Genomic DNA, 14,375 nt, shown 5'->3' with positions numbered 1-14,375 from the left:
CGCTCTCACCATGCGCAGATTGACGATCGCGATCCCGAACGACGCCGGAGCGAAGCTCAGCGAGCTGGCTCGACGAGACTTCCGTGCGCCGCGGCACGAGGCCGCGGCCCTCCCCGTCGAGGCTATCGAAAGGGCCTGGCGCCGGGCTCACGGCGCGGCTGGCCGAGGGCGTCCGGCGTTCATCGTCGATGCAGGCGAGCGCGAACGATGACCCCTGACCACGAGGTTGCCATTCGGACCGCCATCGAGGAGCTGGTGGCCGCGATCCGGGCCGCCGTCACCGAGTCCGCTCCGTTCGGCACCGTGCCCGATCGGCTACTGAGCATCGACGAGGCCGCAAGCGCGCTCGGCATCGGCCGCTCGCGCCTCTATGACGAGATCGGTGCCGGTCGGTTGCGCTCGATCAAGATCGGGAGGCGTCGATTGGTCGCGGCCGGATCGATCGCGGACTTTATCGCGGCCGTCCCGGCGATCGAGACGCCCGGGGCGGCCGCATCAAGGGAGGGCAGCTTCCATGCCCGCCGCCCGACCGTCTCCACAGCGCCGGCAAGCGGGCTGACCGTCGAGGCGATCGCGGACGCCCAGAGGCTCCCGACGGTGACCACACGTCCCGGGTTCGAGCGCCGCTGGCCCCACGTCCGTGCCGAGCTCGCCGCCGGGCGCCTCTCGCACCGCCAGACCACGCGTCGGCTCGGCGTCGGGACCACCACGCTGGCCCGGCTGGTGGCCGCGGACCGCGGGCCGGCCGGAGGAGGGGTCGCTGGCACCCCCTCCCCCTCCCTCGTCGGCCCCGGGGCAGCTTCGCGCAACGGGCGGAACCCACGGGAGCGTGCGGCCGGCGGTGCTCGCGCAACAGCGGGACCGGTTCGCGCCGCCTCGATGCCGGTTCGCGCAGCGGCCCGGCCGGTCTCACGCAATGGCTGAGCCGGCCGTGGAAGCGACCCGCGACGCTCCGCTGTTGCGCCTGCTCCTCGCGGGTCCGGCCCACAGCCAAGCACTCGCGGCCGCCCTCGCGGTTCCCGTTCGGACCGTCCAGCTGTGGCTCGGCCGCCTCCGCGAGCGGGGCCTCGTCGAACAGCGGACGCGGGGCAGCTGGACCCTCACCGGGGCCGGCAAGCGGGCCGCTCTGGCCGCCACGGTCCCCGAACCGACGGCGTCGATCGCCAGCCTCGACACCCTCCCGGCGGAGCACCGGGCCATGCTCCGGCTGATCGAGGACGCGGTGGTCGCCCGGCGCGCCCTGCGGGATGTCTATCCGAGCAACTGGCCGGCCTTCATCCTCCTCGGTCCGACGAAGAGTGGCAAGACGCTCCTCGGCACGCTCGCCGCCCGGCGGTTCGGGCTCGATCCCATCGCCACCCGCCGCCTCCTCATGCGGGAGAAGCCGGGCAGCCTGCTCGGCCGGCGGGTGCAGACCGGCCCGGCGTCCTGGGAGATCGTGCCGAGCCCGCTGCTCTCCCTGCCGCTCGTCATGTTCGACGAGTTCGACAAGGCGAGCCCCGAACAGCGGGGGGCCGTGTTCGCCTATCTCGAGGGGGTGTCGCGGTACCAGAGCGAGGATGGCGAGCTCGACATCCAGGCGACGGTGATCGTCACCCTCAATGCCGAGCGCGATCTCGGGCTCCTGCCCGACGCCTACCTGCGTCGTTCGGTCGTGCTCGACACGGCGCCGCTCGCTCCGGTCGTCCGGGATCTCGACCTCGTCGCCGCGGCGCTCGCCCGGGTCGTGCTGCCAGTGGTCGGCCCGGACCTCACCCCGCCCGCGGCCGATCTCGCCGCCGACGCTCGTCGCGGGCTCCGCACCCTCCTGCAGAACTGCCTGACCGAGCGGGGCTGGCAGCTCATCGACGTGGAGGCGGTGAGCCGGCTGGTCCTCGGTCGCTCGGCGACGCTGCCCACCGACCTCGTCGCCGCGGTGGTCGCGACCGCGGCGGACTATCTGCTCGTCACCGCTACCCGGGCGGGACTCGTCGTGGACGACTGGCCGCTCGTCTTCGAGCGGACGGTCGGGCCTGCCGCGGCCGCCGCCAGCGGGGTCCTGGCCGATGCTCGCTCCCGGCTGGCAGTGCAGGCTGGACAGCAGGCGGTGATCGAGCGGGCTGATGTCGACGAGACCGTGGCGCTGTCCGCGGCGCGCCAGGTGCTCCTCGACAGGATTGACTACGCCGTGGACACGGCGCCTCGGAAGGATCTCACGCCCGCCGAGCGCGACACGAAGGGAGGGGCGTTCGGCGCGGCGCGGCCCCTGCGCAAGAAGGTCGTGGGGGCTCGCAATCGCCCGGCCCTCGCCGAGCTTGCCACCCCGGTCGAGAACGCGGTGCTCGGCCCACTCCGCGCCCTCACCGAGACCGTTGAGGCGCGGCGGCAGGGCGCTCGCCAGGCGCAAGCCCAGCAGGAGGCCGGCGAGCGGCGGCAGGCCGGCGAGCGGAGCAGGGCCGCCGAGGCGCGACAGGCCCTCTACCGGCGCCTCACGACGCGGCCCGAGGAGTCCGTCCTCGACACCCTCGTGGCCGCGGGTTGCCTGACCCAGCGGAGCGAGCCGTACGAAGAGGAGACGGGCACCTCCCGGTTCCAGCGCGGGATCCCCGGCGACCTCGCCCGCGCCATCGCCGCGCGCACCGGGCTACCCAACCTATCGAAGCCCGACCCCGTTTACGAGACGAAGACCCGGCGGTGGTACGAGGATCGCGCCGGCCATGGGTGGTGGCCTGATCGGCTGGTCGCCTGGGGAAGCTCGGCGGTGGACGCGGTCCTCCAGGCTGCGCAGGCCGCGGAGGGGCTCCCGCCGCTCACCCGGCCGGCGCCGCCGCGCGCGTCCCCGCGTCGAGCGTGAGCACGGCCTCCGACGGGCGCCCCGCGCCGTCAGGACCGCGACACGTCCACCCGCCATCGTCCGGCGCGGCAGGGGCCGAATCTGGCGGGCTCACCGTTGCACCTTGTCTCCCGCGTCCTCGACGATGGTGACCCCGGAGTGGCCGTCCCAAAAAGGGACCTCCGATCCGGCCCCTGATTCGTGCGGCGGAGGAAACCCGCTCGAACCGCTCCGAAATGAGGTCTTTTTCGGAGGCGGATGGCACCGTGCACGCATGGTGCTTGGGCTTTCGGACCCGGTTGGACCCGCCGGCGTCGGCGCACACGAGCAGCCGGTGCGCCGCAGGAGCCCTAAGAGGTCGAAGCGCCCCTTCGTTGGATGGTCGCGAGTTCGCCGGCCGCCGCGGTGACAAGGTCGACGTAGGCGCGGCCTTCAGGATCGGGCGCGCCGATGCCGACCACGCAGGAGATCGGCGGAATGGGCAAGGCGACGAGTTGCACATAGTCGACGAGGTACACGTGCAGCGTCGGCAGCCGGTCGTGAAACGGTTGCAACTGGCGCCACAGCCGCCGCTCCTGGCCAGCCGAGATGCGGGAGTGCCGCCTGGTGGACGATATCGTCCGCGCCCAAGCCTCGCCGATAGGCTGATATGTTCCCCAAAGGCCCTCGAGCGTGCTCAGGATGTGCGCGTCGCCGACCCAGGACGCGACCGGACTGCACCGGTCGTAGAGCTCCTTGAGATCACGCCGCTCACGCGGCGTGATCAGGCGGAGGTCGATCGCTGACATCGCCTCGGCGGATCGATCCTCGGCCCGCACGATTGCCTCGATCCACGCGCCCCAGGCGGCCTCGTCAAGCCCAAGCGACCGCAGGACACGGTCGCCCGGTGGGTGCACGTCGAACGGGGGGACTCTGAGCCCATCTCGTTTCAGGACCCAGGTCGCGAACCCGGCGGCTTGGCTGTATGCCTCCGTCCAGTGCCACATGGATGCACCATATTGAGCCTCGGCCGGCTTCCCAGAGAGACGGGTGCCAGCCGATGGCAGAAAGCCCGTGGTATGTGAGTTAGGTCACGTTGGTCGAAGCTCCCACCACGGCGTCGTTCCTGCAGGTTCCTCCCCACCACAGGGTGTCCTGGGCCCAGTTGATCTGCCCGGTGACATAGCCCGGCGCGGTGAGGATCCCGAAGATGTCGAGCCAATCCGAGGTCAAGCCCGGGCCGTAGCTGCGGCCGACCGGACCAAACCCTCCCCACCAGTTGTTCCAGCTGCCTCCGTAGCTGGCAAAGACGAATGGCCCAAGGCTCGACGTGATCTCGGCCTTCCATTGCATCCAGCCGCCGCCGGCGTCGAACAAGAGCAGGCTGAGAGTCCCGCAGGTGCCGGAGACGGTCGTGTACGGCGTGATCCCGCCGCCCTTCTTCGAGAAGCCGCAGAGCCCGTTGTCTTTCAACGCCTTCCGCGCATCGGGCGTGTTCGGAACAGACGAGCAGTCGAGCTCGAGCGCGACCGTGATCGTGACCGACGTCGGCGTCGGTGATGTCTTGGCGAATGCCGGAGCGGCAACGATTGGCAGCGCGATAGACGCCGCCACTAAACAGATCACCAACCTGCGGGCCCACTTCAAGATCGGCATCGTTTCTCCTTTGCCGGCTTGTACAGGGAAGTCCCCCGGCTTGAACCGGCGCCAGCAGGGACCGATGGTGAAAGTCCTTGGCTCACCCCCCTTCGGTCGTCGCACGCTCGTCGCCACCGTACCCCGGAGCTGTCTCGCGACCGTCTCGGTTCGGGGGCGCTGAGGTTGTAAGGCAGGCGAGCACCCCTACCTCAGCTTGCGATGGCAACAGCGATCCGGGGCAAGTGGGCTACGGCCTCTTTGTGTCGGACGATACCCCCCCGGTCTCTGCGGTGTCAATGGGCATCATTGCCTACCCACCTCGGACTTTGGTCCACCCCGGATGCGTTCGGTCACCGTTTGGGCGAGGCCGGAACGGCTGCTGACCATCATCGGCACGAACGGCCCGATCCCGAATGGACCGGCCCGGATCCGCCAAGACCGCCGCACAAGTGTGACAAGACAGCCCTTTCGGGACGTACCCGCGTGCTATCGTCGGACACACGATGGAGCCGTGGGCATGCCTGCAGCGGGCTACCGGACAGCACTCGTGGTCCTACTGCTCGCGGCCCTCGCCGGGTGCGGCTCTGCCGCTTCTGCGACGCCGCCAAGTCCGCAGGCCTCCCTGGTAGTCACCGCGCGAGCGTTCGATAGCGCTGTGCTGTCCGGGGACTTCGCACAGGCATACACGTATGTCGACAGCGGCGAGGCCCACTGCGCGCTCGCGGATTGTTTCGCGCCGCAGGCGAACGTTGCCTACGGCTTCGGCAAGGGTGCAACGCTGGAGGTATCTGCGGAGAAGTAACCGGGGACAGGGGCACCATCGAGGAGACCCTGCTGCGCGGCGGCGTGCCGATCTATCAGGCGCGGGGGGCGTTCTTCGTTACAGGCGGCTGGTGGTACTGGCGCTGGACTGGCACCGCTTGGCGGCTCAGTGCGGGCTCTCCGTCCGCTTCGACGTCGGGGTTATTCCCGCCCGCACCGGGCCTGACGCCATCGATCGCCGCTTCGAGGGTCTCACCGGCACCCGCTAGTGCCGCTGCATCGGTGGCCGCGACGTCCGCGGCGACCGCCATCCCAACGAGCGCTCCCTCTCCGGCCCCCTCTAACGGGGCATCGCCTGTGTCGACGCAACAGTTGACCCAGCGCACACCCGGCGCGATTGCTACGGGGTGGTGCGGAGTCCGCCTCAAGGACGGCGACGCCGTCCTTGTCCTCCAAGACGCCTCGGCCATCTGCGCCGACTACTGGGTCGAGAACAACCACTTGGCTATCGGTGGCAACTGGGAACTGGCTACCGACGTGCCCCTCGACGACTCGATCGTGTGCACAGGCCGGCTCGGGAACGCCGCGACGCCGTTCGAAGTGTGGGACACGGGCGATCAGTACTGGGGCCACCTCCTCTGCCGGGCGTACCAACAGCAGTGAAGACCCCGATTCAGCCTGGGCGACGGGCCGCAGATCACAAGCGCTCGCAGCCGCCACGGCCGCTTCCCCTCCGCGAGCCGCCGGCGACATCGGTAGGCGGAAGAGCAACATGGCTGGTTTGACCAGCAACGTGCTGTACTGGCTGCGGGCGTCGCTCTTTGCCCCACCCGCCGCGGCGACCGCCGACGCGCAGCGCGCCGCCACCTATCGGGCGGCTCTCCAGCAGTTCGAGGAACTGTTGCACGCCGCCGAGGCGACGGGCTACGCCGCCCGCCCGCTGCCCCTGTTCTATGCCCTGAGCCAGGCTGGCCGTGCGATCGTTGCGAGCCGCGGCAGCGAGCAGGCGTTCTAGCACGGCCTGACGATCGATGTCGGTTCTGACGATCCGTTCGAGTGGTTAGTCTCACCGAAGGAGGGGGGTTGGTTCCAGACTGTGGCAGCTGCAGCTGCCACTGGGTCGCCAGGACTTCCTCAGCCTGTGGCGCTCGGCGCGCTCATGGCGTCGCTTCCCGAACTGAGCAAGCCGATGCTGCGGGGCCGCGAGTGGCGGCGGGCGCTGTATGTCGAGCCCCTGCCAGGTCCTGACCCGGAGAGGATCTCGATGGACGGGTCGCAGTGGCTCCAGATCGGCCTCGCGCTCGATCGGGACGAGGCTACGACCCCAGAACGCATAAGGACCTGCTGCTCGGGTACCCAGCGGCGGCACATGCAGGCTTCAGGCTGCCGCCGATCTCTGGAGGTGGCGAGAACATCATCTGGCGGCCGACGGCCGGAGGCGAATCGCTCACCGTGTTGCTGCGCGATCGGAGCGTGATGCGGCGGCCTGTGGATGCGCTCGATGAGATCGTGCCGCAGTATCGTTGGGTCGGTCGCCGGTGGCTGCGGCCGGCGCTCAGCGGCACGGAGCCGCCTCCTTCACCGCTGATGACGTGGTGGGCGCTGCTCTTCGGCCTTTCCATGCTTGCTCGCTACCACCCGGCCAAGTGGGCGGCCGCGCTCGACCGCCAGGGCTCCTATGCCGCTATCGAGCTAGAGCGGGCGATGGACCTCGCCGTGGAGGCGGTGCCACATCTCGTTCTCTACGCGTTGCTCGGCGAGCCGGTGCGGCTCCCGCCGTTCCCCGAGGTGCCTCCGCTGACACTCTGAGCAGGATCCTTACCCTGCCGTCGCCAGGCGCCAGCCGACACGCCGCGAGACGGTTCGAACCTTCACCCGTAAAGTGTCGGTCCTACTCCTCCCGCCCCGACCACAAGGCCCCGGCGGATTCAGGGGGTCGACGGGGGCCATCGAGGTAGCAACCGCGGTAGCAATGGGGGCGCACGGCCCCGGTCACGGGACCCGAACAAATGGCCGGTTCGTGCGTAAACGAACAGTCTGCGGACGCCCGCGGACGCTATGGGGCGGCCTTATACACCGCCTGTCGGTGGTTCGAGTCCACCCTCCCCTACCAGCTCGTCCGGTATGCGAATCGCCGCCGGCACCCGGTACGTCGGCCGGATGTCGGCTGGCGAGATGACGCGGATCTCGCCGATGAGGAGGCGCAGGAGCGCCTTCGTCCGGGCTCGCTGTCCCTGCCGCAGGACCTGTCCGAGGGCCTGACTGAGCGCCTGACTGAGCGCCCACGACACGATGGCCGCTTCGACTGGTCCGGCAGGAGAGCCTGCCTCCGGGTGCGGTGTCTCGGCCAGGCGCGCCTCGATGGCCGCCAGCTGGGCCTGCAGCTCGGCCAGGCGCGACTGCACGAGCGGCGCATCGAGCTCGCCCGCCTCGAACGCGGCGAAGTACCGCCCGAGCTTGCGGCGCAGCTCGGCCGCGTCCCGCGTGAGGCCCTCGCGGGCCTGCTCGGCCTCGGCCTGGGCCGTTCGCCCGGCCGCCGCGGCGTCCTCCAGCGCGGCACCCACCAACCCCGTGTCCGCGTAGGCCTCGGTCATCTGGGCCAGGATGGCTGCCTCGACCTCCGCCTTGGACAGCCGCGGCTGGTTGCACGCGGCTGACCCTCGCCTGGCGCGCGTGGTGCAGGTGTAGTAGGCGTAGCGGGCGCGACCTCGTGGCTGACCTCGCCGCGCCGAGCCGGGAGGCCGCGATCGCGCGGCCCGAACAGGCTCCGCCACCGCCAGCGAGTCGATCCGCCGCTGGTGCCGCCAACCGGCCGTGGCCGCGCCGAGGTCGATGGTCGCGCTGGCCACGGCCGCGACGACCACGTCGGTCGCCCGGCAGTCCTCCCCGCCCCGATCATCGATGGCAGAGACGCGACCCGCGCCCGAGCAGCCGCTCCCCGTCGGGGACGACGGCCTGTCCCAGGTCATGAGCTTGCGGCCACCGGCCGAGCTCGAGCTGGCCGCGATGCCGGTCGGTCGCGACGCCGAGCCGGCATCCGCCGCTATCGTCGGCATGACCGACCGACACCCGGTCGCCACGGCGCTGATCGCCATCACCGGCGGTTGGATCGTCTGGCGGGTTCTCGTCTTCCTCGGCGCTCCGGAGACCACGGCGCGGGCCGACGTGGCGTCGCGGTCGAGGTCAGACGAGGCGACGACAAACGTCGCGCTCCAGCCGTTCAGGCCGAGCTACACCCCACCCCGGTAGGCGCGCCCGTCTCACCGCCGTCGTCGCGACGGTTGGCCCGCCGTGGATGCCCGAGGACGGCCGAGGGGCTGTCGCGGCGAGATCGGGGCGGCGACCAATCGGGCCGGGCCGGGTGGCCAGACGCTGGCGAGCCTCATGACGATCGGAGCGGCCGGCGTCGAGCACGACGGCCTCCGATTCGTGCGGCGGAGAGTCTCTGGCTGACCCGCTCCGAAAGGAGGCTTTCTGGAAGCTCCGTGGCGCGCAGCTCCGAGGTGTGCCGTCGGAACTCACGCTGGGACGCTTGTCCTCGCGAATGTCGGGCTTCCCATTCCGCGACGGTGCGCGCACACTCGGCCGAGCGACTCCGGAGGGACGGACCACGGAACCTTGCGGTCACATCAGGGCAGTGTCCCGACTCGCGCACCAGGGCTGCCCGCGCGAGTGGATCGCATGACGCCGCACACACGATCAGCGCGTCCGAAGGTCCGGATCTTGGAGCGAACGCCCCTCGACCCGGATGAGGCCACTCAGCGGGAGGAGGTCGGGCGGACGATCGATGTGCTCATCGTTGCCCTCTTCGCCTTTGGCGTCACGCAGGTTGCCGCCGGTCTTGCGTTCGGGAGCCCGCGGTCGGTCATCGTCGGCGTGCTGTTCGCGGCCCTCACCATCTGGCTGGCGGCATTCTCGCGCCGTGCACTCGTGCACCGACCGATGGCGTCGGTCGTCGGTCCCATGGCGGCCGCGCTCATCGTGCTCCCGGTCGTCGTCGCGTTCCTCCAGCCGTTCGTCGCCGGTGTTGCAGCGGTGGCGTTGCTGATCCCGATCGCCGCTGCCCTACCCATTCTCGAGGGCGGCATCCTCCGCCGGCTCATGTTCCTCGCCTGGGCGGGGATGATCGCGACGCTCGCCACCGGATACATCCCCGACGACCCGGCCGTCCCGGTCCTGGCCGCATCGCTCACACGGATCTGGGGTCTCGTGTTGGTGTCCGGGGTCGTCCTCTTCCTCCTCTACCGATCGAGCGAGCGACTCAAGGCGTCGAGTCGCGAGTTTCGCCGGCTCTTCCAGCTGTCATCCGACCTCGCCGAGACGACCGAGCCCGCCGTGCTCGGTGAGATCGTCGCCCGCCATCTCGCCGAAGCCACCGGATACGATGACTGCGTCATCTACGCCCTCGCGCCGGAAACCGGCCGACTCGCCCCATTCGGCTCGCACCCCGTTGGCCGCGCCCTGGTGACCGACCCCGAGTCGCTGGCGGAGCGGCCGATGCTCGGGCGGGTCATCCACGACCGGGAGCGGATCGTCCTCGATTCCGCGGACGAGCAGGCCGATCCGACCGAGCAGGAACGGCTGCGCGCCCTCGGGCGTGACGTCATGCTCCTCCTGCCGCTCGTCGCCCACGGGGGACCGGTCGGGGTCGCCGAGTTGACCGCGACCGGACATCGACCGCTCGACGAACGGCGGCTTGCGCTCGCCCGAACGCTCGCATTCGAGGCGGCCATGGCGATCGAGAACGGACGGCTCTACCAGGAGCTCCGCCACCGGGCGCTCCACGATCCGCTCACCGGCCTCGCGAACCGCAGCCTCTTCCACGACCGGGTCGAGCATGCCCTCACCCGGCTTGCGCGTCATAAGGAATCGACCATCGCGGTCCTGTTCATCGACCTCGATGACTTCAAGGTTGTGAACGACACGCTCGGCCACGCCCGGGGCGATCGGCTCCTGGTCCTCCTGGGGGAGCGGTTGCGGACGGTGGTCCGGCCGACGGACACGGTCGCCCGCCTCGGCGGTGACGAGTTCGCGCTCCTGCTCGAGGAGGTGGCCTCCGGCGATGAGGCGCTCGCCGTCGCCAGGCGGGCGATCGCCGCCGCTGCGCTTCCGCTCGAGCTCGCCGGCCAGCCCGTCAGCATCTCGATTTCGATCGGCGTGGCGCACCGCTCCACCGCCGGGGCGAGCGTAGCTGAACTGCTCGGCGAAGCGGATGCCGCGATGTACGAGGCGAAGCGAACCGGCAAGGGACGCGCCGTGCGGTTCCATCCGGGCCTCCGCGGGTCCGCGGCGGCGGCCGGATGAGCGAGGAATCGGAGGCCCGCTACCGCGGGTTGCTCGAGGCGGCGCCGGATGCGATGGTCGTGGTGGACCAGGGCGGGGAGATCGTCCTGCTGAACGTGCAGGCCGAGAAGCAGTTCGGCTATCCTCGCGACGAGCTCCTCGGGCAGCGCGTGACGAACATCATCCCGGAGGGCTTCGCCGAGCGGCTGGTCGCGGACGACCTTCGATCCGCGGCCGACGCGCTGGCACAGCAGATCGGCACGGGGATCGAGCTCGTCGCGCTGCGCAAGGACGGCAGCGAGTTCCCGATCGAGATCATGCTCAGTCCGCTCGAGAGCGCCGAGGGGATCCTCGTGACGGCGGCGATCCGCGACATCAGCGTGCGCAAGGCGGCGGAAGGACATCTGGCCCAGATGGAGGCCCGCTACCGCGGGTTGCTCGAGGCGGCGCCGGATGCGATGGTCGTGGTGGACCAGGGCGGGGAGATCGTCCTGCTGAACGTGCAGGCCGAGAAGCAGTTCGGCTATCCTCGCGACGAGCTCCTCGGGCAGCGCGTGACGAACATCATCCCGGAGGGCTTCGCCGAGCGGCTGGTCGCGGACGACCTTCGATCCGCGGCCGACGCGCTGGCACAGCAGATCGGCACGGGGATCGAGCTCGTCGCGCTGCGCAAGGACGGCAGCGAGTTCCCGATCGAGATCATGCTCAGTCCGCTCGAGAGCGCGGAGGGGATCCTGGTGACGGCCGCCATCCGCGACATCAGCGTGCGCAAGGCGGCGGAGAACCAGCTGCTCCAGGCCCAGAAGCTCGAATCGATCGGGCGGCTGGCCGGTGGCATCGCCCACGACTTCAACAACATGCTCTTCGCGATCCACGGCTACGCTGAGCTCCTCACCGAGGATCTCAGCGCGCCGGATCGGGTCCGTTTCGATCACGATGGCGCGCTGCTCAGCGTCAACGCGATCAGCCAGGCGGCCGAGCGCGCCGCCGCGCTCACGGCGCAGCTCCTCGCCTTCAGCCGCCAGCAGGTCATCAGCCCGAAGGTGCTCGACCTCAACGCCGCCATCAAGGGCATCGAGCCGATGGTGCGTCAGCTCATCGGCGACAACGTCCGGCTCGCCATCAAGCTCGACAGCCACGCCGGTCACATCCGTGCCGACCCGAGCCAGCTCGACCAGATCCTCGTCAATCTTGTGGTCAACGCGCGCGACGCGATGCCCGACGGCGGAACCGTGACGATCGAGACCACCCACGTGGCGTTTGGCGAACGGTACGAGATAGGCCTGTTCGACGTGAGGCCAGGGTCGTACGTCCTGCTCGCGGTCAGTGACACCGGGAGCGGGATGGACCGCGAGACGCGCGAACATATCTTCGAGCCGTTCTTCACGACGAAGGAGCTCGGCAAGGGGACCGGCCTCGGCCTCGCCACGACCTACGGGATCGTCCGTCAGGCGGGCGGCCACATCGCGCCCTATTCCGAGCCAGGGCGGGGATCGACGTTCAAGCTCTACTTCCCGCGCGCCGACGCGGCCCCCGAAGCGGAAGGTCCTACTCTGCCACTTCCTGCGGTCGGAGCCGGCACGGTCCTCGTCGTCGAGGATCAGCCGGCCATCCGCGACATGACGACCCAGCTCCTCACCCGCTCGGGCTACGCGGTGGTCGCACTCGCCGATGGCGCCGAGGCGATGACCTGGCTGACCGAACGCGGTGAGCCGATCGACGTCCTTGTCACCGACGTCGTCATGCCGCACATGTCCGGCATCGAACTCGCCGAATGGACGATGGATCGCTATCCGGACATGGGGATCGTGCTCCTCTCGGGATACACCGCCGCGACGCTCAACCTCGAGCGGGTCACGGCCCGCGGCGCGGCGTTCGTATCGAAGCCCGTGACCCGGGCGCAACTCATCGCCGCGGTTCAGCAGGCCCGGGCGAGGCGGCAGGCCGACCCGCTGAAGCCCACGATCGACGGGTGACCCTCCGATGTCCGTGACGGCGCGCCCATCCGATTCGCCGAATCCGATCCTCGTGGTCGATGACGACGCCGGCGGCCGCGCCCTCGTGGCACTCGGCCTTCGACGCGCCGGGTTCGAGGTCCTCGAGGCGGCGAGCGGCGAGGCCGCGCTCGGCGTCGTCGAGAGCGAACTGATCGGTCTCGTCGTCCTCGATATGGGACTGCCGGGCATGTCGGGCGCGGACGTCGTCCGGGCACTCCGGGAGCGACCGCAGACGGCGACCTTGCCGGTCATCCTCATGACCGGCTCCGGCGACGAGCACAGCCTCGTCGCCGGTCTCGGCGCCGGTGCCGACGACTTTCTCGCCAAGCCGGTGCGGCTCGATGAGCTCGTCGCCAGAGTGCGGGCGCACCTGCGGAGTGGCGCGGCCTGGTTGAGCGCCGTCGAGGAGGAGCTGCGTAGTCGTTCGACGGTCGTCGAGGCCCTCGGACACCTCACCCTCTCCGTGGTCCCCGAGGAGGCCGCCGAGGCGGTGGTGGCCGAACTCGCGCGACGGACCGCGTCCGACTTCATCGCCGTCTCGCAGCTTGTCGACGGCGATCGGCTGCACGAGCTCGCGACGTACAACCGGATCGCCGGGGTGCAGCGCGGTGGGGCACTCCTCGGGCCGAACCTCTCGCGCGCCCTCGTCGCCCGCGCCCGTCAGGGCCCGTGGGTCGAGGACATCGTGCCGCTCAAGGACGACGTGCCGACGCCGGCGTTCGCGGCAGCGGACCTCGACGTCGGCGCCTGGGCGTCGATCTATGCCGGCGATGCGCCCGTCGGCATCCTCTCGCTCGGCGTCAGTCGCGCAGGGCAGCGGTCGACGCCGGCCCGGAAAGGTCGGCTCCTCGCCGCCGCCATCGACTACGCGAGCATCCTCAGCGGCGTCATCGGGCCGGGCCTCGCCGAGCGTGCCGGTACAGCGGCGGTGCGGGCCAGGCTCGAGGGTGTGCTCGCTGCCCGGGCGTTCCATCCGGTCTTTCAGCCGATCCTCGAGCTCGAATCGCGCGCTGTCATCGGCTATGAGGCCCTCACCCGGTTCGACGACGGCACTCGACCGGACCTGCGGTTCGCCGAGGCGGCGTCGGTGGGTCTCGGCCATGACTACGAGTCCGCCGTGATCGAGGCGGCGCTCGCGGAGGCGTCGTCCCTGCCCAGCCATGCGTTCCTCTCCGTCAACCTGTCGCCGGGCCTCGTGCTCGAGCGCACCGACCGGCTCCACGAGCTCATCCGGTCGACCAGCCGGCGACTCGTCCTCGAGCTGACCGAACATGTTCCGATCGACGACTACGTGGCCCTCCGCGCGGCGATCGGGAGGCTCGGTGACGTGGGGATCGCGGTCGATGATGCCGGAGCCGGCTACGCGAGCCTCCATCACATCCTCGAGCTGCGGCCGACGTACGCCAAGCTCGACATCAGCCTCGTCCGGGGAATCGAGGCAGACGGGCTCCGCCAGGCGCTCGCGGCCGGCCTCGCCTACTTCGCCCAGCGGAGCGGCTGCCATCTCGTCGCCGAAGGCGTGGAGACCGAAGACGAGGCGGCCGCGCTGGAAAGGCTCGGAGTCGAGTTCGCCCAGGGTTACCTGTTCGGGCGTCCGGCGCCGATCACGGCTGATCGCTAGCTTGCCACGCCACGGGGTCGTCCCGAAAGACCTGGTTTAGGGCCAGCCCGGGTGGGGACCGTCCGCCGCACGGATCAGGGGCCGGACGAGGGTCCCCTTCTGGCGCATCGTCCATCAGAGGCGGCGGGGCGATGACGGGGACGCGCGGCGGGTCGGCTCGCGGCGACGGCTCCTCGGCCGGGTGACCTTCGGAAGGTGCTCCGCGACCGCGACCGCGTCGATGACCGCATGGACGGCCTCGCTGCCCCAAGCGACGAGCCGGTCCTCGCACCAGGGCGGATCT

At 70.4% G+C, this 14,375-nt stretch carries 13 protein-coding genes; 10 read left to right on the top strand and 3 right to left on the bottom strand.

Annotation, left to right across the window (positions count from 1 at the left end; all coding sequences use genetic code 11):
* The first annotated feature begins 207 nt into the window (after window positions 1-207).
* Both IVW53_09025 and IVW53_09020 read left to right on the top strand, forming a co-directional pair.
* On the top strand, window positions 208-924 hold the full coding sequence (locus IVW53_09025; GenBank protein MBF6605706.1) for a helix-turn-helix domain-containing protein: 717 nt from the start codon (window positions 208-210) through the stop codon (window positions 922-924).
* A gap of 7 nt (window positions 925-931) precedes the next feature.
* Window positions 932-2,833 (top strand): hypothetical protein, encoded by a 1,902-nt coding sequence (locus tag IVW53_09020; GenBank protein ID MBF6605705.1) that lies wholly within the window; start codon window positions 932-934, stop codon window positions 2,831-2,833.
* A 329-nt stretch (window positions 2,834-3,162) separates the two neighbouring features.
* On the opposite strand, the gene IVW53_09015 is transcribed toward IVW53_09020, so the two are convergent.
* The gene (locus tag IVW53_09015) at window positions 3,163-3,798 is read right to left on the bottom strand and encodes a hypothetical protein (protein ID MBF6605704.1); all 636 of its coding nucleotides are present in this window, start codon (window positions 3,796-3,798) and stop codon (window positions 3,163-3,165) included.
* A gap of 79 nt (window positions 3,799-3,877) precedes the next feature.
* Window positions 3,878-4,447: a hypothetical protein gene (locus IVW53_09010; GenBank protein ID MBF6605703.1), complete on the bottom strand. Its 570-nt coding sequence runs from the start codon at window positions 4,445-4,447 to the stop codon at window positions 3,878-3,880.
* 493 nt (window positions 4,448-4,940) lie between these two features.
* Between IVW53_09010 and IVW53_09005 the strand changes: the two genes are divergently transcribed.
* The 4 genes from IVW53_09005 to IVW53_08990 all read left to right on the top strand — a co-directional run bounded on the left by IVW53_09005 (window position 4,941) and on the right by IVW53_08990 (window position 7,000).
* Window positions 4,941-5,231: a hypothetical protein gene (locus tag IVW53_09005; protein ID MBF6605702.1), complete on the top strand. Its 291-nt coding sequence runs from the start codon at window positions 4,941-4,943 to the stop codon at window positions 5,229-5,231.
* 332 nt (window positions 5,232-5,563) lie between these two features.
* A complete protein-coding gene (locus IVW53_09000) occupies window positions 5,564-5,854 on the top strand; it encodes a hypothetical protein (GenBank protein MBF6605701.1) in 291 nt (96 codons plus the stop codon).
* A 109-nt stretch (window positions 5,855-5,963) separates the two neighbouring features.
* On the top strand, window positions 5,964-6,206 hold the full coding sequence (locus tag IVW53_08995) for a hypothetical protein (GenBank protein ID MBF6605700.1): 243 nt from the start codon (window positions 5,964-5,966) through the stop codon (window positions 6,204-6,206).
* 572 nt (window positions 6,207-6,778) lie between these two features.
* The gene (locus tag IVW53_08990; GenBank protein MBF6605699.1) at window positions 6,779-7,000 is read left to right on the top strand and encodes a hypothetical protein; all 222 of its coding nucleotides are present in this window, start codon (window positions 6,779-6,781) and stop codon (window positions 6,998-7,000) included.
* Between the two features lie 260 nt (window positions 7,001-7,260).
* Here the strand turns inward: IVW53_08990 and IVW53_08985 are convergent, their stop codons facing one another.
* Entirely contained in the window at window positions 7,261-8,040 is a 780-nt protein-coding gene (locus IVW53_08985; protein MBF6605698.1) for a zinc ribbon domain-containing protein, read from the bottom strand.
* Between the two features lie 52 nt (window positions 8,041-8,092).
* On the opposite strand from IVW53_08985, the gene IVW53_08980 reads away from it, so the two are divergent.
* From IVW53_08980 to IVW53_08965, 4 genes are all read left to right on the top strand, one after another.
* Window positions 8,093-8,440: a hypothetical protein gene (locus IVW53_08980; GenBank protein MBF6605697.1), complete on the top strand. Its 348-nt coding sequence runs from the start codon at window positions 8,093-8,095 to the stop codon at window positions 8,438-8,440.
* A gap of 474 nt (window positions 8,441-8,914) precedes the next feature.
* Complete coding sequence (locus IVW53_08975; GenBank protein MBF6605696.1) at window positions 8,915-10,495, top strand: diguanylate cyclase; 1,581 nt, start codon at window positions 8,915-8,917, stop codon at window positions 10,493-10,495.
* A complete protein-coding gene (locus tag IVW53_08970) occupies window positions 10,492-12,450 on the top strand; it encodes a PAS domain S-box protein (GenBank protein MBF6605695.1) in 1,959 nt (652 codons plus the stop codon). The genes IVW53_08975 and IVW53_08970 overlap by 4 nt, the downstream gene beginning before the upstream one ends.
* A 7-nt stretch (window positions 12,451-12,457) precedes the next feature.
* A complete protein-coding gene (locus IVW53_08965) occupies window positions 12,458-14,092 on the top strand; it encodes an EAL domain-containing protein (GenBank protein ID MBF6605694.1) in 1,635 nt (544 codons plus the stop codon).
* Window positions 14,093-14,375 lie beyond the last annotated feature (283 nt).

Source organism: Chloroflexota bacterium (genome assembly GCA_015478725.1).
Lineage (GTDB): Bacteria > Chloroflexota > Limnocylindria > Limnocylindrales > CSP1-4 > C-114.
Note: the sequence above shows the minus strand (reverse complement) of the source record. Positions and strands in the feature narration are given on the sequence as shown.

What these genes read in the sequence shown, in the direction of transcription:
- IVW53_09015 (MBF6605704.1), bottom strand. Translation starts at nt 3,798, where the DNA reads ATGTGGCACTGGACGGAGGCATACAGCCAAGCCGCCGGGTTCGCGACC.
- IVW53_08995 (MBF6605700.1), top strand. Translation starts at nt 5,964, where the DNA reads ATGGCTGGTTTGACCAGCAACGTGCTGTACTGGCTGCGGGCGTCGCTC.
- IVW53_08980 (MBF6605697.1), top strand. Translation starts at nt 8,093, where the DNA reads ATGGCAGAGACGCGACCCGCGCCCGAGCAGCCGCTCCCCGTCGGGGAC.
- IVW53_08965 (MBF6605694.1), top strand. Translation starts at nt 12,458, where the DNA reads ATGTCCGTGACGGCGCGCCCATCCGATTCGCCGAATCCGATCCTCGTG.
- IVW53_09010 (MBF6605703.1), bottom strand. Translation starts at nt 4,447, where the DNA reads ATGCCGATCTTGAAGTGGGCCCGCAGGTTGGTGATCTGTTTAGTGGCG.
- IVW53_08990 (MBF6605699.1), top strand. Translation starts at nt 6,779, where the DNA reads ATGACGTGGTGGGCGCTGCTCTTCGGCCTTTCCATGCTTGCTCGCTAC.
- IVW53_09025 (MBF6605706.1), top strand. Translation starts at nt 208, where the DNA reads ATGACCCCTGACCACGAGGTTGCCATTCGGACCGCCATCGAGGAGCTG.
- IVW53_08970 (MBF6605695.1), top strand. Translation starts at nt 10,492, where the DNA reads ATGAGCGAGGAATCGGAGGCCCGCTACCGCGGGTTGCTCGAGGCGGCG.